Origin of the sequence: Streptomyces sp. NPDC053541 (genome assembly GCF_044544705.1) — a bacterium.
In the GTDB taxonomy this organism is placed as follows: domain Bacteria; phylum Actinomycetota; class Actinomycetes; order Streptomycetales; family Streptomycetaceae; genus Streptomyces.
Window position 1 is genome coordinate 369,085 of record NZ_JBITXM010000011.1, and the last position, 26,306, is coordinate 395,390.

The window sequence follows — 26,306 nt, forward strand, 5'->3', positions numbered from 1 at the left end:
GCCGAGCCAACCGCTGCTGAACGCCCCCCGCACCTGAGATGACGTCCTGCGGCTTATCCCCGACGTGGCCCGGCGGAAGGATTGCGATGAACGGCAAGAACGCCTTGGCGGCCGGTGTCGCGGCAGCCCTCGCCCTGGGCTCCGTGACCATGGTGGCCACCCAGTCCACCGCGGCTCCCCGGCCCACCGCGGCCGCCGGTACCTCCGCCGCCCAACCCGGAGCCGGGTTCCAGGCGATGACGGCCGACGCACGTGGCGAGGCGATACGCGCGGCCGGCCGGAACGCGGCCGCGACCGCCCGCGCGCTCGGCCTGGGCCCCGACGAGCGCCTGGTGGCCAAGGACGTGCTGATCGACGCCGACGGCGCCCGGCACGTGCGCTACGACCGCACCTACAGCGGACTGCCGGTGATCGGCGGCGACCTGGTGGTGCACCTCGCGAAGGACGGCACGATCACCGGCTCGGACCTGGCGCACCAGGGCGCCGTACGGGTCGCCGGCACCACGCCGAAGCTGACGGCCGCCGAAGCCTCCGCCAAGGCCGTCAAGCACGCCAGGCACGTGAAGAAGGCGAAGGCCGGCAGCAAGGACAGCACCCTGGTGGTGTACGCGGTCGGCAAGATCCCCGTCCTCGCCTACCGTTCGACCGTCACCGGCGCGGGCGAGACCGGCCCCACCTCACGGGAGGCGGTGATCGTCGACGCGACCAGCGGCGCGGCGCTGGACCAGTACGAGCTGCACCAGAACGTCACGGGCACCGGCAACGGCGTCACCGTCGGCCAGGTCTCCCTCGAGACCACCCAGACCGCCGGCGGATACACCCTCACGGACACCGCACACGGCGGCACGATCGTCTACGACGCGTACAACAGCCCGCAGTCGAACCCCAGGCAGAACGCCCGGGCCTTCTCCAAGACGACCAACTCCTGGGGCAACGGCACCACGTCCAGCCGCGAGAGCGCCGCGGTGGACGCCTCCTACGGCCTGGCGAAGACCTGGGACTACTACAAGAACTCCTTCAACCGCTCCGGCATCCGCAACGACGGCCGCGGCGCCCCCGCCTACGTCCACGTCGACACCAACCTGCTCAACGCCTTCTACGACGACAACTGCTTCTGCATGTACTTCGGCGACGGCTCCTCGCAGAACGGCAACACCCCGGTCACCGCGCTCGACGTGGCCGGCCACGAGATGAGCCACGGCGTCACCGCCGCCACCGCCAACCTCACCTACTCCGGCGAGTCCGGCGGCCTCAACGAGGCCACCAGCGACATCTTCGGCACCATGGTCGAGTTCTCCGCCAACAACACCGGCGACCCGGGCGACTACTACATCGGCGAGAAGCTCAACATGTCCGGCGGATACATGCGCCGGATGGACAACCCCTCCGCCGACGGCAGATCGCTGTCCTGCTGGAACTCCAGCGCCGGCTCGGTGGACGTGCACCTCTCCTCCGGAATCGGCAACCACTTCTTCTACCTGGCCGCCGAAGGCACTGGGGCGAAGACCATCGGCGGACGCTCGCACACCGGCACCACCTGCAACAACGACACCTTCACGGGCATCGGTAAGGACAAGGCCGCCGCGGTCTGGTACCGCGCGCTGACCACCTACATGACCTCCACCACCAACTACGCCGGCGCCCGCACCGCCACCCTGCAGGCCGCCGCCGACCTGTACGGCGCCAACTCCCAGGAGCGGTACCTCGTCTCCAAGGCGTGGGCGGCCGTCAGCGTCGGCACCGCCCTGCCCGACCCCGGCACCCCCACGCCTTCCCCGACCGACCCGACTCCTTCGCCGACCACGCCTCCCGGTGGGAACGCACTGGCCAACGGCGGCTTCGAGCAGGGCACCAGCGGCTGGACCCAGAGCGACAACATCATCACCAACTCGTCCCTGCAGGCCGCGCGTGACGGGTCCTGGTACGCCTGGATGATGGGCTACGGCGCCGACGCCGTCGAGTCCCTGTCCCAGTCGAACGTCGCGGTGCCCTCCACCGGTACCCCGAAGCTCACCTTCTGGCTGAAGGTCTCCACCCAGGAGTCCGGCTTCACCGCGTACGACACCCTCAAGGTCAAGGTCAACGGCACCACGCTGGCCACCTACTCCAACGCCGACGCGAGCTCTGGATACGTCCAGAAGACCGTCGACCTGTCCGCCTACAAGGGGCAGACGGTGAAGCTGGAGTTCGCCGGCACCGAAGACACCTATCTGTCCACCGTCTTCCTCCTCGACGACGTCACCATCGGCTGACCAGTCCCGCTCACCAGCGCTCCTGCGGCCGGAGCCACTCCTCGGGGTGCTCCGGCCGCAGGAGCTGCCGCATACATGCAGGTTCGCGGGCTTCGGGATGTGTTCAACCGCCGTCCACCTTTCTGTCGAGGTCATGACAGTCGCGCAGGCGAAATTCTCCCTTGTCAGGGCAAACCCCCTATACAAGGATGAACAATGACGATACGTCTGGTGGCTCGTGCCTCCGCGGTCGCTCTCTGCACGACACTGGCGGCCTCGTTCGCCCTCCCGGCGCAGGCCTCGGGGATCGACAGCGTCCACCCGAAGGCCGAGACCGCGCCGCTGTTCGACGACGAGGCCGGCGGCAACGCCAACGCGGACGACCCGGCGATCTGGCGCAACGCCGCCGACCCGGACCGCAGCCTCGTGATCGCCACCGCCAAGCAGGGCGGTCTGCGGGTGTACGACCTGGACGCGCACCAGGTGCAGTCGCTCCCCGCCCCGGCAGGACCGGGCGCCGACGACAAGCCCGGCCGCTTCAACAACGTCGACCTGGTACGGGGCCTTCGCGTCGGCGGCTCGCGCGCGGATGTCGCCGTGGTCAGCGACCGCGGCAACGACCGGCTGCGGATCTACCGCATCGACCGCGACAGGCCCGGCGGCCCGCTCACCGACATCACCGACCCCGGGGTGCGGCCCGTCTTCTCCGCCGACCAGGCCGAGATCAACAAGCAGAAGACCGCGTACGGCCTGGCCACCTGGACCGACCGCGCCACCGGCCGCTCCTACGCCCTGGTCAGCCAGCGCAATCGCACCCGGATCGCCCTGCTGGAACTGGTCGCCACCGCGGCCGGCACCGTCGACTACCGCCAGGTCCGCACCCTGGACCTCCCCTCCTCCTTCCGCCTGCCCAACGGCGCCACGTGGTCGCCCTGCGCCGAGCCGGGCGAACTGCCGCAGGTCGAGGGCATGGTCGTCGACCCCGCGGACGGCACCCTGTACGCCGGGCAGGAGGACGTCGGCATCTGGCGCATCGACGCCGGCCTGACCGGCACGCCGACCCTGGTGGACAAGGTCCGCGAGTACGGCGTCCCTGGCACGTACGACGAGCAGACCGAGGAGTGCACCCCCGGCGCCGACCCCGGCTACGGCGGTAAGCATCTGACAGCCGACGTCGAGGGTCTGACTCTGGTCGAAGAGTCGGACGGCGACGGCTACCTGCTCGCCTCCAGCCAGGGCGACAACACCTTCGTCGCCTACGACCGCGAGCGCGACGAGGACAACGAGTACGAGAACGCCTTCCGCATCGCCGCGGCCTCCACCACCCTCGACGGCTCCGAGGTCTGCGACGGCGCCGCCGCCCTCAACGCCCCGCTCGGTAGTCGCTACCCCAACGGCCTCCTCGTCGTCCAGGACGGCCAGGAGACCCCTGGCGACGGCGACCGTGAGGCCACCGGCTTCAAGTTCGTCGACCTCGGCGAGATCGTCGACACCATCGACTGACGACTGACGACTGACGACTGAACGCCGCGGGCGCACGGTGGCGACATCGTGCGCCCGTACCGCCGTCCCGCCCCGAAGAGACGGGCCGCAGCTGTGCCGGCCAAGTGACCGCGGTGGCGTCCTTCCGCGCCGACGCCGCCCCGCGGCAGCCGCTGGTGGCCGGCTACCACTCGACTCGACCAGAGGCTCTTGTCGGGAAAGGCCGGCTCCAGGCCGAGCCGGCGAAGCCGGCCGTCCACCTGTTCGTTGGCGTGCTTGGAACGACGCTCGCGGCCGGTCGGGGCCTCGGCGAATGACGTGGTGACGCCGGCCTGAGCTGCCGACGGAGGGTGCTGCAGCGGGTGGTGTGGGACGCGCTGCACCACCGTGATGGCGCGCATGGACAGATCAGAGTCGTGATTTACATCCGACCTCAGCTTCACGAGGGAGGACGAGCCACCGCACAGCGCGTCGACGACCGGGAACGGTCCCCTGCCAGGGTTCTGCGGTTCGCTGCCTGACAAGGACCGGTGGGTTTTCGCGTCAGCCGTTGCGCTCGGTGTCCGCACGGTCATCGAGGTCTGGTTGAACGGTCGGGGACACGCCAGGAGTTGGCCTGGGCGCTGCGACCAAGGGAACTCGCCTGTGATGGCGGGTTGTTGTCGCGGGTGTGTCGCCGTCGTGGTCAGGGGGTGTGTCGTGGGGGTTGGGTGGGTGGCTTTGTGTATTGGTGGCATGGGCCGGTGAAGACGGTGGCGAGTTCGGCTTGGAGGAGGGGCGAGACGAACGGGGTCAGGGTTGTTTCGGGAGTGTTCTCGGGTTCGCGGTAGACCTGGAGTGCGAGGCCTTCCGTGATGGCGGCGAGACGGATGGCGGCGGGTAGGGGGTCCACGTTCTTGTCGACTTCTCCGCATTCCTTGCCGTTGTGGACGGCGCGGGCGATCTCCTTGCGGAGGTCGCGGGCGGTCTGGGTGTCGATGGCGGCCAGGGCGGGGGAGTCGAGGGCCCGGCCGGCGAAGGCGCGGGTGACGCGGTACTCGGCGCGGCGGGCCTGGTCGAGGGGGATGTATTCGGTCATGACGTCCGCCATGACGCGGGCGATGGGCTGCTTGTGCTCGATGCCGTCTTTGATCCGGGCCTCGACGCGCGTGCGGATGCGGGCCGAGACCTCGCGGAAGGCGTGGAGGAGCATCTCGTCCTTGGTGCGGAAGTAGTGCTGGACGAGGCCGACGGACATGCCCGCGGTGGCGGCGGTGCGGGCGACGGTGACGGCGTCGAGCCCGTGCTGGGCGATCAACTGGCTGACGGCGTCGGCGATCTGACGGCGGCGTTGTTCGTGATCGGCGGTTCGCGGCACTTGATAACCGTACCAGCGTACGGCTATAACCGTATCTCCATACGGTTATGTGTGATGCGCCATGAGAGGACGAGGCCCATGCTGAGCCCGCTCCGCCGGACCGCCGCAGCGGCGGTCCTCCTGCTCGGTCTGTTTGCGTTAGGTCAGGCGCCGGCCGCGGCCGAGGCACCGGCCGAGGCACCGGTCCCCGCCGGGCGGCTGGCAGCCGTGGACGCCTACGTGCGCGAGCGTATGGAGGCCACAGGCACGCCCGGCCTGTCCTACGCCGTGGTCGGACCGGGCGGGCCGATCCACACGCGGACGTGGGGAAGGGACGGGTACGGCGAACCGGTCACGGCCGACACTCCCTTCCTGTGGGGCTCGGTCGCCAAGCCGATCGCCGCGAGCGCGGTGATGACGCTGGTGCAGGACGGACGTCTCGGGCTCGACGACCCGGTCGTCGACCACGTACCCGCCTTCCGCTTCGGCGGCGCCGGCCATGCCTCACGCGTCACCGTGCGCCACCTGCTGCAGCAGACCGCCGGTGTGCCCGAGTCGGTCACGTTCAAGGTGACCGACTGCGTCGATTCCGCTTGCCCGAGAGCGCCGCAGCGCGTCGCCGAGCTGGACGATGTCCGTCCGCTCGGGCCGCCCGGTACCACGTACGCGTACAGCAGCGCGAACTACCTGGTCCTGGCCGCGGTGGTCGAGTCGGTGACCGGTCGTTCCTTCGCCGACCACCTTCGGGACAGTGTCCTGCGCCCGGCCGGTATGGACGGCGCGATCGCCGACCGGGCGTCCGCACGCCGGCGGAACCTTCCGCCCGGTCACCAGCTGCTGTGGGGCATCCCGTCCGCAATCGCCGACGGTGTGGATGACGACGGCGCCGCCTACGGATACACCGGCGGTGACCTGCACGACCTCGCGGCCTTCGCAGCCCTTCAACTCCGGTCGGGGAAGGCCGTCGACGGACGGTCCGTTCTGACTGCCGAGTCGGTCCGCCTAATGCGGGAGACAGGCCGACTCAATCCGTCCGGCGCCCACACCGGATACGGACTCGGCTGGCGTGTCGGAGGCCTGGAAGCTCCCCTCGACAGGGCGGTCTGGCACACGGGCGCCACTCCTGGCCATGCCGCGATGCTCTTGCTCCTGCCGGAGCAGAACATCGCCCTGGTCCTCCAGCAAAACCTCTATGGCCTTCTCCAGGACGGTGCCGTGATGCAGGTCGGCTTCGGCGCCGCGCGCATCCTCGCCGGCGGCACCGTCCCCACCGACACGCCCTCCGCCGTGACCTATCACGCCACTGTGTGGGGCCTCACCGCCCTGGCCCTCGCCCTGCTCGCCGGCACCGTCCACGCTGCCCGCCGGCTGCGTCGACGGTCCGTACCCGGCCGTGTCGTGCCCATGGTGCTGTGGTGTCTGGCAGGCGTCCTGCCCTGGATCGCCATGGCGGCAGCCCTGGTCCTCATCGGCCCGAGAGCACTGTGGGCCTGGACCCCCGATGCCTTCATCGCCCTCGGCACGGCTACCGCCGCCGGGACCACCACCATCGCCCTCGAGCTCGCGGGCGCAGCACGCAGGCGTGCCCTGCCGGACCCTGCATGAGTGGCACCTGCGGAGGAACCCGATCCACCCGACGAGACTCTGGCCGCACCCGCTGTGACAGCCTCCCGATGACCGTTGTCAAGCGCCGCAGGCGCCTACCGGGACCCACCGAGGGCACGCCGGAAGCTGGCCCAAGGCGAGGCCGGCAAGGTGACGGCAACGACGTCCTCGCCACAGCCGGCTTCGTGCGCCGTGCCGGTCCGCTCTGCTGGGTCCTCGTGAGCGTCTCCGCGGAACGCGACGGCGCTCTCCCCGATCCCCACGACCTCCAGGAGGGTGTCCAGGGCTTTGTCGGCTTGGGCCCGCGACTGGATGGAGAGTGCGTCGTGAAGGACCCGTGACGCACGGTAGGTGAAGCGTGGTCGGTCGGCTTGCGGCCGGGCTCCCACGCGGTCTCCGGCGCGTGACGTGTCTATCGGCTGTGGTGGTTCGGAGGTTCCCCTGCCCATTCCTTCCATGTGGGCTCTTCGCTGAGCTGAGCGGCAGGAACCAGGGCGATTACCTCCGCTCTCGCGCACTGCGGAAGGCGCCCATCGGCCGGGCGGCGTCAGACAGGGGAACGGGGACCGTGAAATGGTTCAACGCCGAGAAGGACTTCGGCTCCATCGCCCAGAACAGCGGTGACCCCGACGTCTTCGCCCGCTACTCGGACATCAACGCTTCCGGTCTCCGGGGCTTCAGGAAGGCCAGGTCGTCCCCTACGACGTCACGCAGGGCCACCAGGCCGTCAGGGAAGAACTTCATCCCCGTTTGACCGTGGCCTTCCTCGCCGGGACTGCCCAGCAAGCAACCAAGGCAGGCTGAACCCGGGCGAGGCGAGGGCCCACGTGGAAGACCGGGGGCCCTCGACACGAGCGGTCGGGGCACAGCGGCGCCTGCGCCTCGCGAGAGTGTCGCGTGGTCGGGCGACGCGCAGCGGAACACGACGGGGCTCACGGGGCAGAACTGCTGCTCCAGGGGGGATCGGGCGACGAGGAGCGCGACGTTGTCTGGACCCTCGGGGCGGCGCACCGGCGATGAGGGGCTGCAGGTTGCGTCAAGTGGCGTCCGATCCTGCCCGAGGGCGTGCGCAAGCGCGGTGAGACGTGCCTCGAGAGGAATGGCCTTACGCCGGAGCGATCATCTGGGGCGGGGTGACGGCCGAGCACCGCTCCCGCCGCCTTTCGCCCATGCACCTCGGCTCCACGATGCTCATCCCCGCCGCGAAGGCGCCGCACACCTCCAAGCTGACGGCCGGCGATGCGGCTCATGGCCTCGAGGTGGTTTCAGACCCACTCCGCGCCTTCCGCGTCCGCGAATCCGACGCGCACAGCAGGAGTCTTCGACGTCCCTGATTCACGCCGCCCACGTGCCCTGCCGCCTCGCCGCGTCCCCACTTGCCCCTGTCCGTTTCATCGCCGGCCGGAACAACCGCCCCAATGGCCCGGGGTGAAGGAGGCCCGCGCCCTCCTGAGCATGAATGATCCGGTGAAACCATGACGAGGACGTGTGGTTGCGGTCACGATGGGTTCATGAGTGGCGAAGACGCGGGCCCGGCGGGATGGCCGGTTCGGGTGAGGGTTCCGGTGGAGCCGGTGGAAGCTGCGGTGGAGGCCGACGCCGTTGACGCGGCGGTGCGTCACTGCTCGCTGGCGGTGCGGGGCCCGTTGTTCGGAGTGGCCGCGCAGAGCGGCGATGACGGGCCGCGGTGGCGGGTGGTTGTCGAGGTCACGCACGGCTGTCCGCAGCAGGCTCGGGACGGACTGAACTCGCTGCTGTGGTTCCGGGCGAAGGACGACGCGAAGAGCGTGGAGGAGCGGCGTGCGTTGCTGGCCGCGGTTGCCCGGCTGGAGACCGAGTACGTCGACGAGCTCTCCGTCCTTGGCACCCGTTACCGTGTCGTGCGGGCCGAGGAGTACGCGGCGGTCGACGCGTTCGGCGATATCGAGACGCCTCGGCCCACCGACCCCGAGCCCCCCACGTGTGACTGGAGCCCCGGCGCAGGAGCGGGCAGCCCGGGGGTCGACGAGGGCCTGGTCCTGGACCCGGATGCCCCGCTTTCCCCTCTCCAGGCGGCGGAGCGTCTCTCGCTGCGGTCCTTGGCCTACTCCGGCACCAGGTTCCCCGCTGCTGTACTGCGTGACTCCGCGCGAGCCGTGGAGACCCACCCGGACGTGATGCTCATGCCGGCGGCGTTCCTGATCGTCGAGCGGGCCGGTACGGAGCCGTGGTCGCCGGGCAGCGGCCTGCAGCCCACCGCCCACGACGCCCGCCGGGCGCTGGACTTCGCCCTGACCTGGTTGGAACCGCGCCAGCGCGGTCTGATCCCCTTCGACGCCGACCGAGACGTGGACGCCCACACCGTCGTCGCGCAGAACACCAGCCCTGCGGGCGGGGAACTGGCGGTGCTCGCCGAGGCGGCGGGTCGGCTCCGCGCCGGTCGGCTCGACCAGGTTGAGGTCCATGACACCGTCTACCGGATCGCCCGCATCCGCCGGCTCCTGCGCTGGGGCCCCGACGGGCCGGAAGGCCCGCGCCCGTCCGACGTCAACACCCATGGGCCCGAGGTTCTTCACCTGCGCCTGGACGAGCACGGCACCGTGCATTTCGACGAGTCCGCGGAAGAGGACGCCGACTGCTGACCCCGCAGACACGGTCGTCGTCCAGGAGCCGAACCGCGCGTGGGGCAGTTGGCGTGCTGGGCCACCACGAGGGCATATCGGGGCTGACGCGGAAGGTGTGCAGGGGGAGGGGAGTGGCTCCGAATGCGGCCGGGGCGCGGCGGTGTACGGGTGCGGTACGGCAGGTCGGCGTGCGGATCGCCCCCCCGAGCACTGGAACGGTTCCATGTGTGAGGCCGTCGTCTCCCGGCCTCCGTGCCCGGTGTGTGGTGTGGTCGGCAAGCTGCGCGTCACGACGAGTGGCCAGAGGGGCGGCGAGGTGTTCCGTACCCGGGGCGGGAGGAGCGACGCCGTGACTCACGAGCAAGTTGTTCACCGAGTCTCTCGGCGAAAATCGCTTCCAGGCGTTGCCGACAACCGGCAGGCCGTCGACGACAGCTCCTGGATTGACTCGCTCACGCACGGGTGACAGCCTGCCTCGGTCATGATCCGACTGGCCGCAGGGGAGACATGTCCTTTTTCGACGCCGTCCTGCTCGACTGGGTGGGAACACTCATCGTCCCCAAGTGGGGCCCGGCACAGGCGCGGCCGCGTGGGGCGCTGTGGATCGAGCGCGCACTGCGACAACTCGGGCGTGACTCGTCCGAGGCGGAGGTGCAGCGGATCAGCGCGGCCCTGGTCGCCGCGGGCAAGCGGCCGGACGTCGAGCGGGGCTGGTCACGGGCGGACGCCTCGGCGGTGGCACACCGTGAGAGCTACGCTCGATGGACGGATGCCGCGGGAGTCGACCCGGTCCTGGCTGATGAGTTGTACGCGGCACTGTCCGACGCCACCGACAACCCGTTCGCCACCGATGTCGAACCCACGCTCGTGGCCCTGAAGGCAACTGGTCTGAAGGTTGCGATCGTCAGTGACATTCACTTCGACATCCGCCCCGGGTTCGTGAAGGCCGGCCTGGACCGATACGTCGACAGCTACGTCCTGTCCTTCGAGCACGGCGTGTGCAAGCCCGACCCCGCCCTGTTCCGCCTTGCCCTGGACCGGCTCGGGGTGCGGCCCGACAGGGCGCTGATGGTGGGCGATCGTTCCGGCTACGACGGTGCGGCCGTCGAAACGGGGATCGCCACCCTGCTCGTCCCGCCCTTGACGCAGGTCACCGAGGAGCGGCTGCACCTCGTGCTCGCGGCCTGCGGCATCCCCACCCGTTCGACGGCTCCGTTCGTGACATGACCTTCGCGGAGCGGTTCGACCCTGCCCGCCTGCCGGACGCCCACCGTCGCCAGACCGGCACGCCGGAGAGCTCCCGTGAGTTGGGGCCGTTCCGCCACGCGTCGAGAACCTTCCGCGTGTCACCGCGCTGGAGGACGTCGGGCGGTCCGTGGTCGTCAGCGGGGCCGTTGTGATGCTGAGGGTGCTGGGCGCGAGCGTCCGGAGGCCTTATGCGTGGTCGGCCGGCGGGAGGGTGTCGGCGTAGAGGGGCGAACAGGCACAGGGGAGCGCTGTCACCGGTGTGCTGGGGGAGTTGGTGCAGATGGTGCCGGCAGCCGGAAAGTGGTGGCGTGGGGTCTGCCGTTGGCGGAACGCTGCTGGTCCGACAGTCTGCTCCCCGCGCTTGCGGGGGCGTGATCGTCACCGTCACCACGGCCGTCGACGGGCTGCCCTGCTCCCCGCGCCTGCGGGGGCGTGATCAGAGCCCACGACTACCCTCGCTCACTCCTCGGCTGCTCCCCGCGCCTGCGGGGGCGTGATCTTCGAGACCGGTACCGACTCCTGTCGCCTTCCGAAGACCCGGGCCCGAGTCGAAGAGGCCGCCAGGACCGACTGCCTGCTCCGGCAGCCGGTCGTAAGGTCCCGGCTATGTGTCGGTGCGGGTCCAGAACTGACGCGGCGCGAACCCCTCGCGCCGCAGCCAGTGCTCGGTATAGACGATCCGTTCGGCCTCGATCACGACGAGCGGCCCCGTCGGCGGTTCGTCGAGAGAACGCGACCGTTCGACATGGTCGGACTGCCAGCGGAAGGCCGGCCAGTAGTGCTCGAAATCAGCGTCGTCTTCGGACAGCACCCGAGCCTGACCGAAGAGCTGGGCACCTCGGCTGCTGGCCTGCCCGACCAGCGGAGCGAAGATCCCCACCGAGACCCGGGGGTCCGCGGCGAGATTTCTCATCTTCGGCGAACCAGCGGCCGTGGAGAACATCACCGCGAAGTCGAGATGGAAGTACCGCACCGGCGTCGCGAGCGGCCCCTCTGGTCCCGCCGTCGCGAGCACGCACATGTTCTGCGACGACAACAGATTGAGTATTCGCTCTTCCAACCGCTCGCGATCGAGTCGCTGCTTCGGAGACGGGCCGGCCAGCCACGGATTGGTCACAGGCATGATCAAGTATCCCACGCCCACGCCCTGCCCCGTAGCTCTGCAGCCCGGACGGCCACGCCCGTCGGCAGCGTTGTCAAAAACTCGTCGACACTTTCGCGGCCGTCGAGCACCAACTGCCGCTGGAAATCACTGACAGACGCTGTCGATTGAAGTCGACGAAGCCACATTGGTTGTGCGTGGGGAAGAAGCCATGACCGTGTCTGGGGGAGGGGAGTGAGGTGCCGATGTGGTTGTGGGTGGTGGAATGCTGCTGGTCAGGCAGTCTGCTCCCCGCTGCTCCGGCTTCGTCGAGTACGTCTGCTCCCCGCACCCACGGGCATCGTCGTTCCAACCGTGTGATACGCGGAAGGGGTCGGCGCGCTCTCGATCGAACCGACGGACCCCTCGAGCGACGGACCGTTCCGATTCTGGGACCTGCAGGACACCACCGTCCTTGCCCACTGGCCCACGCCGGGCGATCCCGGGCGCTGGGACATCGTCGTGGGCACCGGAGTCAGGGAGGACGACTACTGGGGCAGCAAGCGGCTGCCTTCGCGTCCGCGGTTCGACCTGTGGTTCCCCTCGATCCGGGCAGACAGCCCATCGGGCAGTTGCCTTTCCGTCGACGGCCTGTTCACGCCCCGCCCGCGACGACCGACCCAGCCGGTCCACCTGCTCGGCTGCGAACCCGTCGAACCACTGCTGGCCCTGCTGCGCCGCCCGCGTCCACAAGACAACGGCTCGATCCTGCTCCAGTGCCTCGATCGCCACGGCCGGACGATGACCAGCTACCGCCTCGAACTGAACAATGTTGAGGTCCGCCCGTCCGTCCTCGGCGGAGCCCTGATTGACTTCACCCTCACCGACCCCGGTGACGACCGCCCAACCCTGGCCGCCCGCGCAGTCTGGGAGATCTGGTCCGACGGTGTTCCCACGCGGCCCAACCAATGGGCACAGTTCGACGCCGCGGGCCGGTCCGAGTGGCTGGACCTCACCCGTGTCGGCCCGTACGGGCCGCAGGGCCTCTCCGGCGGGACGTACCACCTGGACGGACAGCACGTCACCGACAGGACCGGCTTGCTCCTGGCACTCGGCGAAGCCTTGCTCGGCCCCGGCGCCAACTACGGCAGATGCCTGGACTCGGTGCAGGACCATCTGTGCGGCGGGCCGTCCGTCGTTCCCCCGTTCACCCTCGTCTGGCACCACCCGGACATAGCCCGCCGCGCCCTCGCCGGACACATCCTGGACCACCTCGGTGGCCTGTCCTACTTCGAGGAGACCGTGAACCTCCTGCGAGAGTACGGCGTCACCGTCGTGCTCCAGTGAGGGAGGCCACGGACAATCCCGGCCCCCTTTGACGACGGCGCCTGACGTGGAGATCGAGTGCGTCCGTCGTCTGGTGGCTGTCGTCGGTTGCGGGCATCACGGCGTTGTGGCCGGGCGGGAAGCCGTGCGTCGGGAGGGAAGGACCGCATCAGTTTCGTCAGCGCCATGTGGGCCTGTTCCCGCCAGGACCGGACCCACTCCGCGTCAAGCCGCCTACCCTTGGCTCCCGGTCCGGTCGAACCTGCTCAGGCAGCGTGGGCCGGGAGCCGAGGGAGGAGGAGAGGACCTCTACCTCTGCACGCGGAGCGCGCGTGCGCCGTGAGACGAGCGGGCTCCGCGTGGGTGGGCTGGAGCGACTGGGGCCGGTGCTCAATTTTCGGCAATCGCTTCCCGCGGCTGATTGATGCCCCGCCAGGACGTGTGCGGCGACAGACTGTTTCCTGCGTGCGCGGGATGGTTGCCTGCCCCCCGGAGACGCACCGAGACGCCCCGAGCCCGACGCATGGCCTACTGCTCTCCACATCTGCGGGGGTGGTCCCTCGCCCGCTGAGACGCCGACACCGACAGCGGCCTGCTCCCCGCACCTGCGGGGATCACATCGCCGGCATGGGCGTTTGGGTTGTCGTGTTTGGCTTCTGGTTCCTGTACCTGAGGGATCACCCTGAGGGGGCGGTGGTTTGTCATTGGTGTTCCGTGGGTCGGGTTGGGGCTGTCAGGATGCGTGGGCGCTTTCTTGTTCTCGGCGCGGCCCCCGCTCCGTGGTCTTGTTGTGGGACACGCGGTGTGTGTCCCTGTGTGCGGCCCTGTCGGCGTCGGGGGAGGCCGCCGTGGTGACGGGGTGTGTGTTGACGGGTTAGGGAGGGGTGGGTGCCGTGTTTGTTGGGCGTGAGCGGGAGCTGGCTGAAGTTGCGGGTGGGTTGGGGGTGTGTCGGCTGGTGACGGTGACGGGCGTGGGGGGTGTGGGTAAGTCGCGGCTGGTGCGGGAGGTGGTGGATCTCGGGCTCGTGGCGGCTGTGGAGGACTGTTGTTGGGCGGATCTGTGGCAGTTGCGTGATGACGCTTTGCTGGCGGCGCTTGTGGCGGATGCGTGCGGGTTGTCCGATCACACGCCGCGGTTGCCGGTGGAGGTGATCTGTGACTGGATCGGTGAGCGCGAGCTGCTGGTGGTGCTCGATTCGTGTGAGCATGTGCTGTCGGCGTGCCGGGGCCTGGTGGAGAGGCTGCTGGCGAGGTGTCCGCGTCTGAGGATCGTGGTCACGAGTCGTGAAGTGCTGGGTGTGGAGGGGGAGTTCGTCGTTGTTGTGGAGCCGTTGCCCTGTGCGACGGATGCTCCCGAGTTGTTCTTGCGGCGGGCCATGGAGCTGGGGCATGTGCCGGAGCCGGGGGATCTGAACCGGGTCGTCGAGTTGTGTTCCTACCTCGACGGGCTTCCGTTGGCGTTGGAGCTTGCCGCGGGGGCGTTGCGGCATTGTGGTGTCGAGGATCTTCTGCGGCGTCCGCGGCACGAGTTGAGCCGGGACGAGGACGCGGTGCGTCCTGTGGCGCCTTGGCGGCATGATGTGCTGCGGACGGCGCTGGGGTGGAGCCATGAGCTGTGCACGCCGGCGGAGCGTTTGTTGTGGGCGCGGTTGTCGATAGTCCAGGGGCATTTCGACGAGGCGTTGGCCGTGGCGTTGTGCGCCGGGGGACCGTTGTCCGCGACCGATGTGGGGCGTGCTTTGGACCGGCTGGTGGACCAGTCGGTGGTGACCCGCAGGCGCGGGCGCTTTGTGTTGCTGGACACGGTGCGTGAGTACGGGCGTTTGTGGCTGGCCGAGCTCGGTGAGCTGGAGGCGATGGCGAGCCGGCACGCCTCGTACTTTCTGACGCAGGCGCGGCATGCGGACGCCACGTGGACGAGTGCGGAGCAGACCGGCTGGTACCGCACGATCAAGGAGGCGCACCCCGATCTGTGCGCGGCCCTGGATTATCTGACCGGTCACGACGCCGACGGGGCGCTCGAGCTGGCGACGTTGACGGGCTTTTACTGGACGTGCTGCGGGCATGCCCACACCGCGCAGCTGTATCTCTCCCGCACGCTGAAGGCCTGCGGGAGTCAGGGACGGGTGCGGCAGCGGGCGTTGTGGGCTTTGGGTCTGACGTATCTCCTGCAGGGGAATCACGCCGCTGGGACGCATCTGGCGCGCCAGTGTCTGGAGGACGCGCGGCTCACGGGGAATGTGACGGCGTTGCTGCGGGCCGCCTATCTGCAGGCGATGAGCGATCTTCTGCGGGGTGATCCGCGGCCGGGCCTGGAACTGTTGGAGCGCGCTCTGCGGGCCGCGGACGCCCCCGGTTCGGGCGCTGCTGTCCAGGCGGTGATGATGTGCCGGATGCTGCGTCTGTTCGCCCTCACCGGGCTCGGGGAGCTCAAGGAGAGCCTGGAGTCGGCCACGGTCCTGCGGGCGGAGTGTGTCGCCATGGGCGAGTACTGGATCCGCTCGTATGCCGATTACCAGTTGTGTGTGATCGCGCTGCGTGAGGGAAACAGCGAACCGGCGTTGGAGTATGCCCGATCGATGCTGCACGCGAAGCAGCGGATCGGTGACACCTTCGGCATCGCGCTGGGCCTCGACATGCTGGCCGCGGCTTTCTCCGCGAACGGCGACGGCTATTCCGCGGCGCTCGCGTCCGGCGCGGGCCAGCGGCTGTGGGACGCGGTGGGGCATCCGCAGCGCGGTGCGCCGGACGTGGCCCCGCTGCGCGAGGCGGGTGAGGACACCGCACGCCGCCTGGTGGGTGCGGTCGCCTACGAGTCGTACCGCAGCGAGGCCGCCCATGCCGACCCCGGCGAGATGCTCGCCTGGGCGGCCGGCGGCGAGTCACCCCTATAGAGCGCGGCCCGGCGGCGAGGACCCCTGTGGGGTGCCGACGGCGGAGTGGCTCCCTGGTGGGGTGTCGGCGGTGAGCCGCCCCGCCGTGGGGGGCGAGCGGGCCGCGGCGTACCCCCTGTGGGATGCGTGGCGCGGCGCGATCGCATGAGATGACTTTTCCGGGCCGTCACCCGTTTGCCGCGTACGGCCCGGCCGTCGCCGTACCGGTCCGTGGTGGCGAAATCCCTTGTGCCGCCTGGGCGAAGCCGTCTTCGGGAGCGCGGCGGCGCAGGGGGGCGCGAGGTGGTGAAAACCCGCGCACGAATTCGACCGCGTACACCCCCTCACGCGGGCCGGTTCGAAGATCACGCGCTGGTAGCTTCCGGCTTCGTGATCAATTCGTTTCCCGCATGTCCGGGTGACCCGCAGGACCTCATGCCGTTTCCGCCGGGACGGGAGGTGTGCGTCCGGCCCGCCCTGCTGCGCCCCGCTGAGGCGGATGACAGGGCCGCCCTGGAGGAGCTGCTCGATTCCGGCCGCGTACGCGAGCGGCATGACCGCATCGACGAGCAGCTGGCCGAACTGGCGCGCTGCACGCGCCCTCACGAATCGCTCACGGGAGGGCGGCTGACCGAGGCCGTGGCGGAGTTGACCGGCGGTGTCGACCTTGCCCGTTACGGAACGTGGGCGTGGTACCCGTGGTCCGGGCGCCTTGTGCGGGTGCTGCCCCGCGAGGAGTTCCGGCGGGTGCGCACGGACCGGAACCGGGGCAGGATCACCACTGCCGAGCAGCGGCGTCTGCTCGCGGCGCGGATCGGGGTGATCGGCCTGTCGGTGGGCAACAGCGCGGCGCTGACCTGCGCGATGGAGGGCGTGGGGGGATCGTTTCGTCTGGCCGACTTCGACACGCTCGGACTGAGCAACCTCAACCGGCTGCGGGCCGGCGTGCACGACCTGGGCCTGCCCAAGACGGTGCTGTGCGCGCGGCAGATGTACGAGATCGACCCCTACCTCGACATCGAGCTGTGGCAGGAGGGGCTCACCGAGGGCACCATCGACGCCTTCTTCGGCGCCGCGAACCGCCCGCTCGACCTCGTGATCGAGGAGTGTGACACCCCGTGGGTGAAGACCGCCGCCCGCGAGCACGCACGGCGGCACCGTGTCCCGGTCCTGATGGACACCAACGACCGGGGGATGCTGGACGTCGAACGGTTCGACCTGGAGCCGGACCGTCCGCTGTTCCACGGCAGGGGCGGTGACCTGAGCGCCGAGGCCGTACGGCGCATGCCCCCGGCGGACGCCTTGGCCTACCTGCTGCGCGTCTGCGACGAGAGCCGGCTCAGTGACGCCATGAAGGACGCGCTCGGCCGGATCGGGCACTCCCTGTCCAGCTGGCCCCAGCTCGCCAGCGGTGTGGCACTGGGCGGCGCCCTGGTCACCGACACCGCCCGCCGCATCCTTCTCGGCGCGCCCGTGGCCTCGGGTCGCTACTACACCGACCTCGAAGAGATCATCGGCGCCCTCGACACCGACCCGGTCCCCGCAGGAGCTGCCCGGTGAACCACCTGCCCGAACTCCACGGCGAACACCTGTGGTTGCGCGAACTGCGCGCCACCGACCTGGCCCCCTTCGAACGCATCCACACCCACCGTGTGCTCACCCGCTACCTCGGTGTCGACCGGATGGACGCCCGCCAGGCCCAGGACGCGTTCGCCCAGCACCTCGCCCAGCCCTACACCCACCCGCGGCGCAAGCACACCCTGGCCGTCTGCCCACCCGGCCAGGACGTCATGGTCGGCACCATGGGCCTACTCGTCGAGGAATACGGGCGCAACGCCATGCTCACCGGCCTGGTCCTGCTCCCCGACGCACCCGTGCGGGGCTACGGGCACGAAGCGGGACGCCTGCTGATGGCCTACGGATTCGGGCACCTGGGGCTGCACCGCATCTGGGCCGGGCACCGCGCCGATCACACCCGGATGCGCGCGGTGATGCTCGCGGCCGGCCTGCAGCCCGAGGCCACGCTGCGGGAGCTGTTCCACACCCAGGGTCGGTGGCACGACGTCACCACCTACGCGGCGCTCGCCCCCACCTGGATCCACCAGGCCACCCCCGCCGAGCAGGCCATCCTCCGCGGTCCGGCCTTCCCTTCCCCTTCCCCTTCTCCTTCCCCTTCCCTCACCGGTCCTGCGGGCGGACCGGCACGCTCCGCCTGCGTGACGGCCGGCCGGTGAATCCCGCCGTCGGCGGGCCTGGCAGCCGTGACAGCAGTGGACGGTGGAGGGCATCCGCAACGGACGATGCCGAGGGCGATGCCGCCCACCGTGGTGGCGGGGGAGCCGCGCTGCCGGCGCTCCGGCAGCGGCCCGAGCCCTGACCCCGTCCGGTACGAAGGAGGTGGGGACCGTGGCACAGGCCGGTGGCCTCCTGGCCGACGGCTGTGACGGGCCGGGTGAGGGTTGCGGCCAGCCAAGGTAAGGACGAACACCGGCTCCCGGGCCCGCTTCCGCCCGCCCGCCGACAGCGGCGCCGCCACCCCATCTGCGGCGCCGAGGGTGGTCGAAGCCCCGCTGATCCTGCTCCGGCGCCAGCGGCGTCAGCCGCGTGAGCGGTGTACGGGCCCGGGGGTTCGGGTGCGGCGTGCCCGCGGTCGGTACGAGTACCGGGCGCCGGCCTTGGCCCACGTGGAGCACTGGCGAAGGATGTCTCGTCCCTGCCGGGGGGTGCCCCTATCTCCTTCGTCAAGCTCGGAGAGGATGGGCGCCATGGTGGATGTGGGTCAGGGGCTGGACTGGATGGGTCGCTCGGCGGTGCATTACTGCGCTGTGCAGGGAGACGTTGCTGGCTTGCGGGAGGCGCTGGCGGGCGGGGCGGATCCGGACCTGGCAGACAAGGCAGGCATGACGCCGCTGCATTTCGCCGCGCAGTCCCAGAGCGCGCTCGCGGCTGAGTTGCTGCTGGCGGCGGGCGCGACGGTGGATGCGCATGCTCGTAACGGCAACACGGCTCTGTTCGACGCGGTATTCAACTATCGGGGTGATCCGGCAACGCTCCAGGTGCTGCTGGCGGCGGGAGCCGATCCCGAGCGGCAGAACGTGAAGGGCGTGAGTCCGCGTGCTCTGGCCGACCTGATCGGTAACTACGACGTGGCGGTTCACGTTCCTGGTGCAGGCGAGGAGCGGTAGCCGCCAGTCCGTCTTCTTGCCTGCTCATGACACTGCTGACGGCTGCGGTTCATGGAAGGTTCCGTCGCGGAGCATGGCGAAGAGGACGTCTGCCCTGCGGCGGGCGAGGCGGAGAAGGGCCTGGGTGTGGTGCTTGCCCTGGGCGATCTTCTTGTCGTAGTAGGCCCGGGAGGCCGGGGCGCCCAGGGCTGCGAACGCGGAGAGGAAGAAGGACCGTTTGGGCTGCTTGTTTCCTCTCCGGGAGGGTTGTTCGCCGCGGATCGACGACCCGGAACTGCGGGTCGCGGGTGCGAGTCCTGCGTAGGCGGCGAGGTGGCCGGCGGTCGGGAAGGTGCTGCCGTCGCCGACCTCGAACAGGATCCTGGCTCCGGTCCTGACGCCGACGCCCGGCATCGAGGTCAGGACCTTCGAAAGAGGGTGGGCCTCCAGGAGTTCCTCGATCCGCCCGGCCAGCAGCTTGCGCTGATCGAGCACGGACGTGAGCGATCCGGCCAGGCTCGGGATGATCAGCGCGGCCGCCTCCGTGCCCGGGACTGTCATGGTCTGCTCGTCCAGGGCGTCAAAGATGTCGTCGACCAGCCGCTCGGCCATCCGCGGGGCCTTCGGCCGCAGCAGCGTGACCAGCCGCCGACGGCCGGCCTTGCGTATCTGTGCCGGTGAGCCGAACCGTTCCAGCAGGGTGAGGACGGCTGGATGCTGCAGCCGCGGCCCCAGTACCCGTTCGAGCGACGGATGGATCTGGGTCAGCAGGCGGTGGAGCCGGTTCGCGACGCGGGTGGCCTCGCCGGCCAGGTCGTCGCCGAAGCCGACGATCATCTCCAGCTCGGCGATCGTTTCGTCCTCGCCGTCGATGGCCCGCAGCGTGTGCGGCATCGCGCGGGCGGCGTCGGCGATGATGAACGCGTCCTTCGCGTCCATTTTGGCCTCACCTGGGTAGATGTCGGCGATCCGTCGCATCGTCAGTTCTGGCAGATAGGCGACCGGGCAGCCCATCTCCCGTGCGACCGCCAGCGGCAGGGCCCCGATCAGGCCGGCTGGTCGACCACTACCAGCACCGTTCCGTGCTTGGCCTGGAGTTTTGCGAACAGTTCGCGGAGCCTGGGTTCGGTGTTGGGCAGGCGCTTGTCGAAGGCTTTCTTTCCGGCCGGTGCGACGGCGGTGGCGTGGTGTTCGCCCTTGCCGACGTCCAGGCCGAGGGTGACGTCGATGTCGCCGGTGTCGATCACGTGCCAGCCCCTCCATCATGCTTTCGTCCGGCCTTGCCTGGGCACCGAGCTGCCACATCCGCGTTACAGAGAGCTCTTCCGGCCTTGGGTGAAGCCGGTGCTCAAGCCCCTCATCAGTGGTCCGTCGATGCCTCCGGGGCCGGTGACACCACCCCCCCCGGATCATCAACAACAGGAGGGGGAAGTCATGCCGGACCCGAAGGCCGGTAGCCCCATTGCGGAGCCACGAAGAAGGTAACGGGGGGAGGTCGCTGGGGGCTGGGTTGCTGGTTCGATCGCGGGTAGCGAGCGTATGGGCCCCTCGTTGATCACGCCGGTGTGCCGGGGTGCATGATGGGCCTGGGTGCATGAAGTGCCTGGATGTGCCTGGATGCAGGGGGGACGCATGACGCAGACCACGCCGCCGGAACAGGGCCCGATAGCGATGGGGGCTCCGGGAAATCCGGCTGTGCCGCCGCAGGGGTTCACGCCCGTGCGGCCTTCGGGCGGCGGGAACGCTGCGGTGTTCACCGTTGGTGCTGTGGCTCTCGGCGCCGAGGCTGTGATCGCCGCGCTGGTCACGGTCCTGTACAACTTGCAGTTGGAGTCCCACGGGGGCGAAGGCGGCCTCGGATGGCTGTTCGGCACCGTCTTCGCGCTCGTGCTGCTGGCGGTCGTGTCGGTGGTCGTGGGGCTGGCCGGTTCGGCGATGGCGGTGCTTCCCTTGGTTCTCCTTGGGCGTGCGGTGGCCCGCCGTACGGGGCGGCGCGACAGCTGGCAGCTCACCCTGGCCGCGGTGGCGGTCGTCGCCGCCGCCCTGGCACTGCTCATCGGCTCCTGCGTGCTCCTGGCCGGTTTCGACGGCTCCGGTGACCTGCTCGTCTATCCCGTCCTTGCCCTCGGTCTCCTCGTCGTGCTGGCGCCTGCGGCCTTGTGTGCCCGGGCGGCGGGGAACCCCGGTCAGCCCGGGGCCCGTTGGCGGGTGCTCGGGGGCGTGGCTGTGGGCGGTTTGGGGCTGTTCGTGGTGACGCTCGCGGTCGGGGTCGTGGCGTACGGCTCGGGGATCCTCACGATCTACGAACCGCCCCGGCTCGCGGAAGCCGACATGGTCGGCACCTGGACGGACGGTGACGGCGGAAGCCTCCGCTTCGAGGCGGACGGCACGGTGACGGCGAAAGGCGTCCACCGGTACGAGGCCACGGGTGAGCGGTCCGGCGCCTCCGACTGCACCGGGACGTGGCAGCTGACCGACAACGACAGTGCCCCGCACGAGCTCGGCATCGCGGACTGCGAGGGCCTGTCCCTCGGCTGGGACATCGGCGGCACGAAGGAACACCCGACGGTCTTCACCTGGATCGGCGAGCCGGATACGGGTGACCGGTACATCCTCACGCGCCAGCGGTAAGCCACCCGGTGCCGAGTCCTCGGGCCTGGCCGGCCCTGGGTGTGCGCTCATGCCACCCTCGGCCTGTGGCCTCCACCGCCACATGCGTTCCGGCCTCCTGCCCCGGAGCGACGTCGTCAGCACCACGCGGCACGCCAGGAACGCGGGAAACGTTCTCCACCAAACGTGGGATGGCCCGGCCCTGGCTCCCGGCTTCGGAGCCCGGCCGCCGGCTCGCCGCGGGAGCGGTGGGCGGCTGCGCCCCGGAGCTCACCGGGCGCGTTGCCGCCGTGGCGTATGGCTCCGGCCGGTTCACGGTGTGCCCGGAGTCTCCGGACCGGGTGACGAAGACGCGTCTGGAGGAGGCGCGGATCATCGCGGCCGCGGCCGAGTCCGCCGCCCGGTCGTCATCCGGTCCCTGAAGATTCTGCCTCCCGGCTCGGTGTCCGTGCCCGAGCCCGAGCCCGAGCCCGCCATCGTCGTCCCGGCGTCTCGGGCCGTACCGGCCGTACCGGCCGGACCGGTACGCACCCGGGAGACCGCCTCGCCTGGTGACCGCTCCCGGGAGACCGCCTGGCCTGGTGACCGCTCCCGGGGCCGAACTCGAGCGCGCACCCTGGCAAGAGGTACGACCTGCGGTGGCTTCGTTCATGGAGGCGGACAGCGTTTGTTCGATGATGTTGGGCGGCGATCGGTGATCACTGGGCTTCGACGTGTCGACGAGTTCTGACGGCGCTGGAGGGCTTCCCGGCTGCCGCATGTGCCCGGACTGTGCCCGCGAGGTTCAGGCGACGGACGGCCGTCTTGGATCGGTGGGGACGATCGCGTGCTCGTCGAAGAGCTGTTCAAGGGCTTCGTGGCCGTGTTCGCGGCGGTAGGCCATCTCGGCTGCGGTGACCGGCAGGGCCCAGAGGACGCGGGCATGACCGTCCGGCAGCGGGCAGTGCTCCAGATCGGGGCCGTGCAGGTAGGGGAGGCTGATCAGCAGGTGGTCGCAGTGGGACCCGGGCAGCCACGGCTCCCCGATGGGCAGGCTGTGCTCGAGACCGAGGTGGTGATCGGCGTGGTAGCAGGCGGTCATGGCCAGGAGCTCGGCAAAGCGTTCGTCGCGGACGGGCGCGGAGAGGACGAACTCGAGGCCGTGACCGTCCGTCTCGACCGCGGACGAGCAGCCGGCGGTGATGTAGGACCAGCTGTCGGCGCGCGGTCCCGGGCTGACGGTGAGGATCCTCAGGTCGGGAACCGCTTCCCTTCGTCCAGGTCCCAGGTCGTAGTCGCTGACCGTGATCGCATGGCCGGTGAAGAAATCGCGAACGTGGGCCTCGACGCCTGCTGTCGCCCGCTGGTTGCGCTCGCTCTCGAACATGACGGAGAGGATCTCACGGCTGCTGAAGGTGTCCTGGCCGTGAGTCCGCCCCGCCGCAGGCGGGGCGGATCCGGATGGTTCAGCCGGCCTTGCCTCATGCCCGGCCACCACCCTGGCGTCCGGCCACTACGTGGTGTGCGGCCTTCAGGTGTGCGTGGTGCGGGCCTGCGGGAGTGGGCCGGGCGGGGCGTTCTTCAGTTGTCGATCGCCTGGTAGAGGGTGGTCCAGAAGTCGTTCATGACCTGGACCGGGGCGGGGAGGGTCGTGCCGACCTGGGTGAGCAGGATCCCGGTGAGGCCGGTGACCGGGTCTGCGTAGGTGGAGGTGCCCGCGCCGCCGTCCCAGCCGAACTGGCCCACGGGCGCGTAGTCGCCGCGGTAGGTGCGCACGGCCATCCCGAGGCCCCAGCCGCCTTGCTGTCCCTGGCCGAAGGAGATGTGGACGTTGTCCAGGGCGAGTCTGGTCCGGGCGGACAGCTGGTCGGGGGTGAGGCGGTTGGTGGTCATCAGCTCGACGGCCTGCCGGGACAGGATCCGTTCGCCGTTGTGCGTGCCGCCGTTGAGCAGCATGCGGAAGTAGGCGTGGTAGTCGTCGGCGGTCGAGGTCAGGCCGGCGCCGCCGCTCGGGAACGCCGGCGGGGCGCTGTGGCGTCCGCCCTCGGCCTCGTCCCACACGTGGAAGGCGCCGCTGTCCGGGTCGGGGGCGTACAACGGGGGCAGCCGGTGCAGCTGGTCGGCGGGCACGTGGAAGCCGGTGTCCTTCATGCCGAGCGGCCCGAAGACGCGCTCGTTCAGGAAGGACTCGTACGACCGGCCCGTGACCCGTGCGACGAGCACGCCGACCAGGTCGCTGGCGATCTGGTACTGCCAGCGCTCTCCGGGCTGGTACATCAGCGGCAGTTCGCCCAGCCGGCGCATCCACTCGTCCGGCTCCGGCATCGGCGTCGGCAGGTTGGGTGTGAGCCCCCGCTCGAACAGCGCGCCCATGATCGGCGTGCCGAGCACCGTCATGTCCATGCCGAGGCCGAACGTGGAGGTCAGCACGTCCCGTACGGTGACGGGCCGTCGCGCGGGGACGGTGTCGTCGATTGGGCTGTCGATCCGCTTGAGCACCTGCCGGTCGGCGAGCTCGGGCAGCCACTCCTGCACCGTGTCGTCCAGGCGCAGCCGGCACTCGTCGAGCAGCACCATCGCCGCCGCGATCGAGACCGGTTTGGACGTCGAGGCCATGCGGAAGACGGTGTCCCGGCGCATCGGCTCTCCGCCCTGGTGGCGCATCGTGCCGATCGTCTCGACGTACGTCTCGCCGCCCCGGCTGAACAGCGCCACAAGGCCGGGGATCGTGCCGGAATCGACGTGCCGCGCCAGCACGTCGCGCACGCGCCCCGGGCCGGACTTGGTGAAACCGCCGGTGTTCTGACCCATCCAGAAGCTCCTTGAAATGAGGGGATCGTGCGACTCGTGCGACATTCGGATACGGCACCGCATGCCCGCACCGGCAAGGGCGGCACGTTCAGCGGTACGAGGGGAAGAACCCCGCCCGACCGTGACGGGCACGCCGCGGCCGGGGCCCGGTCCGGCTCCCTGCCGGGCCCTGCCGAGAAAGCCGGCGGCGCCTGCCCCGGTCCTCCTGGCACAGCCGCGGACGGCACTGACCGAGGTCAGGTCCGGCCTCGCTTGCCGGGCGCGGAGCGGGCAGGGGAATCGGCCATGGAGATGTCGTCCTCGCTGTGGTCGGCATGGGGCCACGCAGCCGCAGCGCCACGGCCCGGCCGGAACCAGCCTGGCCCGCGGCCGAAGGGCTATCAACCGCCGGATCGGCAAGACACCGTTGCCCGCAGGCGCATCGATGCGCGTTGCGTCAACGCACTGCCGCCCATTAGGTTCACGACCGGTAAGCGGTCAGGGGGGAGGGGCGATGGAGCTGCGCGACATCGAGATTTTCCTGACGCTGGCGGAGGAACTGCACTTCGGCCGCACTGCCGAACGCCTCCACGTCACCCCGTCCCGAGTGAGCCACGTCATCAAGAAGCAGGAACGCCGCATCGGCGCCCCGCTGTTCGAGCGCACCTCCCGCACCGTGCGTCTCACCGCGCTCGGCGAGGAGCTCCGCGACGAGCTGCTCCCGGCGCACCAGCGCATCCGCCGGGCTCTGGAACGGGCCACCGCCGAGGGCCGGGCGACAGAAGGCGAACTGTGCACCGGCTACACGACCCCCTGGTGCGCCGAACTGCTGCTGCGGACCGGCGACGCGTTCCGCGCCCAGCACCCCGGCTGGTCCGTGCGCGTCAGAGAGATCTCGTTCACCGATCCCTACGGCGCGCTCCAGCGCGGCGAGATACAGCTGCAGATCGCGGAGTTCCCCGTCCTCGAACCGGGCATCGTCACCGGCCCGGTCCTCTTCCGCGAGCCGAAGGCCCTGATGCTGTCCGCCGGCCACCCGCTGGCCCGCGCCTCGACGGTGTCCGTCGAAGACCTGGCCGGCGTGCCGCTGATCCGGCTGGACACCATCCGGTCGAAAGCCGCTGCCGACACCCACTTCCCCTCACGCACCCCCATGGGCCGCCTCATTCCACGAGGCCCTTCCTGCTCCTCCTGGCACGAGATCCCCGTGCTGGTCGCCGCCGGGTTCGGCGCGTCCATCGTGGCGGCGCGATCCGCGCACTACCACGCCCGACCGGACATCGCCTTCGTACCGTTCAGCGACGCACCGACCCTCGACTACGGCGTGCTGCTGCCCGCCACCGGTGCAAGGCCGCCGGCGGAACCCTTCGTCGACCTGCTCCGCACCCAGGCGGCCGGCGCCGCTCCGCTCCACCCCCAGGAAGCCCCCGCCGCGGACCGGCCCCCGCGCGCGTCGCTGCCCGAGCCGGCGACACACCGGTGCGGAACCGGTGGCTGACGCCACCACGAGCCACGCCCCCGGCCACTGAGGCGACACCCACCGCCCCCGCCGCCTCCGTACCAGCCTGCTCGCCGCCCGCTTTCACGCCGGACCCTCGACACTCGGCGCCGGCCCCGCCGAATCCCCGGGCCGGCCGACCGAGCCGGCCACGAGGCCGTAGTCGCCTCCCACTGCACGATGCCCGCCCGCCATGGCGCCCCCGGACACGCCCCGAGCGCCGCACCCGCGGACCCACCCCCCAGCACGATGGACGTGGACACCGCCGTACGACTCTTCCCGGTCCCTCGTCCCGCACTGCCTGCGGCGGCGAAATGCTGCTCGGACAACGCAAACGACACAGCGCCGACCGCGGGCTGCCCCCCCGTACCCGCGGGGATCGGCCCACGCCCTTTGGAGATCGCCCCCCGTGGTGCTCCCCGTTTTCGCGGGAATGACCCCGTATAGCGCCGTGTGGGCAGACGAGCGCACCCCCAGCAG

General features: G+C 70.2%; 16 protein-coding genes and 2 pseudogenes. 13 read left to right on the top strand and 5 right to left on the bottom strand.

Annotated elements, in window-relative coordinates:
- Window positions 1-86 precede the first annotated feature (86 nt).
- Entirely contained in the window at window positions 87-2,252 is a 2,166-nt protein-coding gene (locus ACIGW2_RS28375; RefSeq protein ID WP_399846822.1) for a M4 family metallopeptidase, read from the top strand.
- Between the two features lie 195 nt (window positions 2,253-2,447).
- Entirely contained in the window at window positions 2,448-3,734 is a 1,287-nt protein-coding gene (locus ACIGW2_RS28380) for a phytase (RefSeq protein WP_399846824.1), read from the top strand.
- A gap of 664 nt (window positions 3,735-4,398) precedes the next feature.
- On the opposite strand, the gene ACIGW2_RS28385 is transcribed toward ACIGW2_RS28380, so the two are convergent.
- Window positions 4,399-5,070: a TetR/AcrR family transcriptional regulator gene (locus ACIGW2_RS28385; RefSeq protein WP_399846825.1), complete on the bottom strand. Its 672-nt coding sequence runs from the start codon at window positions 5,068-5,070 to the stop codon at window positions 4,399-4,401.
- A gap of 78 nt (window positions 5,071-5,148) precedes the next feature.
- Here ACIGW2_RS28385 and ACIGW2_RS28390 point away from each other — a divergent pair, with 78 nt between their 5' ends.
- From ACIGW2_RS28390 to ACIGW2_RS28405, 4 genes and pseudogenes are all read left to right on the top strand, one after another.
- Complete coding sequence (locus ACIGW2_RS28390; protein ID WP_399846827.1) at window positions 5,149-6,654, top strand: serine hydrolase domain-containing protein; 1,506 nt, start codon at window positions 5,149-5,151, stop codon at window positions 6,652-6,654.
- A 532-nt stretch (window positions 6,655-7,186) separates the two neighbouring features.
- Window positions 7,187-7,458 (top strand): annotated as a pseudogene (locus ACIGW2_RS28395) (cold-shock protein).
- A 707-nt stretch (window positions 7,459-8,165) separates the two neighbouring features.
- Window positions 8,166-9,275, top strand: a complete 1,110-nt coding sequence (locus ACIGW2_RS28400; RefSeq protein ID WP_391656680.1) for a DUF5954 family protein — start codon at window positions 8,166-8,168, stop codon at window positions 9,273-9,275.
- Window positions 9,276-9,764: 489 nt separating this feature from the next.
- Entirely contained in the window at window positions 9,765-10,484 is a 720-nt protein-coding gene (locus ACIGW2_RS28405) for an HAD family hydrolase (protein WP_399846829.1), read from the top strand.
- 625 nt (window positions 10,485-11,109) lie between these two features.
- On the opposite strand, the gene ACIGW2_RS28410 is transcribed toward ACIGW2_RS28405, so the two are convergent.
- A complete protein-coding gene (locus ACIGW2_RS28410; RefSeq protein ID WP_356073061.1) occupies window positions 11,110-11,628 on the bottom strand; it encodes a pyridoxamine 5'-phosphate oxidase family protein in 519 nt (172 codons plus the stop codon).
- A 480-nt stretch (window positions 11,629-12,108) separates the two neighbouring features.
- Here ACIGW2_RS28410 and ACIGW2_RS28415 point away from each other — a divergent pair, with 480 nt between their 5' ends.
- From ACIGW2_RS28415 to ACIGW2_RS28435, 5 genes are all read left to right on the top strand, one after another.
- Window positions 12,109-12,933, top strand: a complete 825-nt coding sequence (locus tag ACIGW2_RS28415; protein ID WP_399846830.1) for a barstar family protein — start codon at window positions 12,109-12,111, stop codon at window positions 12,931-12,933.
- A 935-nt stretch (window positions 12,934-13,868) separates the two neighbouring features.
- Window positions 13,869-15,806: an ATP-binding protein gene (locus ACIGW2_RS28420; RefSeq protein ID WP_399846831.1), complete on the top strand. Its 1,938-nt coding sequence runs from the start codon at window positions 13,869-13,871 to the stop codon at window positions 15,804-15,806.
- A 414-nt stretch (window positions 15,807-16,220) separates the two neighbouring features.
- Complete coding sequence (locus tag ACIGW2_RS28425; RefSeq protein WP_391651690.1) at window positions 16,221-17,345, top strand: ThiF family adenylyltransferase; 1,125 nt, start codon at window positions 16,221-16,223, stop codon at window positions 17,343-17,345.
- A complete protein-coding gene (locus tag ACIGW2_RS28430) occupies window positions 17,342-18,019 on the top strand; it encodes a GNAT family N-acetyltransferase (RefSeq protein ID WP_391651689.1) in 678 nt (225 codons plus the stop codon). Before ACIGW2_RS28425 ends, ACIGW2_RS28430 begins: the two co-directional genes overlap by 4 nt.
- Before the next feature lie 531 nt (window positions 18,020-18,550).
- On the top strand, window positions 18,551-18,970 hold the full coding sequence (locus ACIGW2_RS28435) for an ankyrin repeat domain-containing protein (RefSeq protein WP_356073047.1): 420 nt from the start codon (window positions 18,551-18,553) through the stop codon (window positions 18,968-18,970).
- A 24-nt stretch (window positions 18,971-18,994) separates the two neighbouring features.
- Here ACIGW2_RS28435 and ACIGW2_RS28440 read toward each other — a convergent pair.
- A pseudogene (locus tag ACIGW2_RS28440) lies at window positions 18,995-20,196 on the bottom strand (IS110 family transposase).
- Between the two features lie 385 nt (window positions 20,197-20,581).
- Here ACIGW2_RS28440 and ACIGW2_RS28445 point away from each other — a divergent pair.
- The gene (locus ACIGW2_RS28445; protein WP_399846833.1) at window positions 20,582-21,580 is read left to right on the top strand and encodes a hypothetical protein; all 999 of its coding nucleotides are present in this window, start codon (window positions 20,582-20,584) and stop codon (window positions 21,578-21,580) included.
- A gap of 763 nt (window positions 21,581-22,343) precedes the next feature.
- On the opposite strand, the gene ACIGW2_RS28450 is transcribed toward ACIGW2_RS28445, so the two are convergent.
- Both ACIGW2_RS28450 and ACIGW2_RS28455 read right to left on the bottom strand, forming a co-directional pair.
- Entirely contained in the window at window positions 22,344-22,925 is a 582-nt protein-coding gene (locus ACIGW2_RS28450) for a suppressor of fused domain protein (RefSeq protein WP_356073041.1), read from the bottom strand.
- Window positions 22,926-23,119: 194 nt separating this feature from the next.
- Window positions 23,120-24,349 carry a serine hydrolase domain-containing protein gene (locus ACIGW2_RS28455; RefSeq protein ID WP_399846835.1) on the bottom strand — a complete coding sequence of 410 codons (1,230 nt, stop codon included), beginning with the start codon at window positions 24,347-24,349 and terminating at the stop codon, window positions 23,120-23,122.
- 493 nt (window positions 24,350-24,842) lie between these two features.
- On the opposite strand from ACIGW2_RS28455, the gene ACIGW2_RS28460 reads away from it, so the two are divergent.
- On the top strand, window positions 24,843-25,826 hold the full coding sequence (locus ACIGW2_RS28460; protein WP_399846837.1) for a LysR family transcriptional regulator: 984 nt from the start codon (window positions 24,843-24,845) through the stop codon (window positions 25,824-25,826).
- Window positions 25,827-26,306 lie beyond the last annotated feature (480 nt).

Excerpts from the sequence above, each read along its gene's own strand:
- ACIGW2_RS28375 (WP_399846822.1), top strand. The coding sequence starts at position 87 with ATGAACGGCAAGAACGCCTTGGCGGCCGGTGTCGCGGCAGCCCTCGCC.
- ACIGW2_RS28380 (WP_399846824.1), top strand. The coding sequence starts at position 2,448 with ATGACGATACGTCTGGTGGCTCGTGCCTCCGCGGTCGCTCTCTGCACG.
- ACIGW2_RS28390 (WP_399846827.1), top strand. The coding sequence starts at position 5,149 with ATGCTGAGCCCGCTCCGCCGGACCGCCGCAGCGGCGGTCCTCCTGCTC.
- ACIGW2_RS28400 (WP_391656680.1), top strand. The coding sequence starts at position 8,166 with ATGAGTGGCGAAGACGCGGGCCCGGCGGGATGGCCGGTTCGGGTGAGG.
- ACIGW2_RS28405 (WP_399846829.1), top strand. The coding sequence starts at position 9,765 with ATGTCCTTTTTCGACGCCGTCCTGCTCGACTGGGTGGGAACACTCATC.
- ACIGW2_RS28410 (WP_356073061.1), bottom strand. The coding sequence starts at position 11,628 with ATGCCTGTGACCAATCCGTGGCTGGCCGGCCCGTCTCCGAAGCAGCGA.
- ACIGW2_RS28425 (WP_391651690.1), top strand. The coding sequence starts at position 16,221 with ATGCCGTTTCCGCCGGGACGGGAGGTGTGCGTCCGGCCCGCCCTGCTG.
- ACIGW2_RS28435 (WP_356073047.1), top strand. The coding sequence starts at position 18,551 with ATGGTGGATGTGGGTCAGGGGCTGGACTGGATGGGTCGCTCGGCGGTG.
- ACIGW2_RS28445 (WP_399846833.1), top strand. The coding sequence starts at position 20,582 with ATGACGCAGACCACGCCGCCGGAACAGGGCCCGATAGCGATGGGGGCT.
- ACIGW2_RS28450 (WP_356073041.1), bottom strand. The coding sequence starts at position 22,925 with ATGTTCGAGAGCGAGCGCAACCAGCGGGCGACAGCAGGCGTCGAGGCC.
- ACIGW2_RS28455 (WP_399846835.1), bottom strand. The coding sequence starts at position 24,349 with ATGGGTCAGAACACCGGCGGTTTCACCAAGTCCGGCCCGGGGCGCGTG.
- ACIGW2_RS28460 (WP_399846837.1), top strand. The coding sequence starts at position 24,843 with ATGGAGCTGCGCGACATCGAGATTTTCCTGACGCTGGCGGAGGAACTG.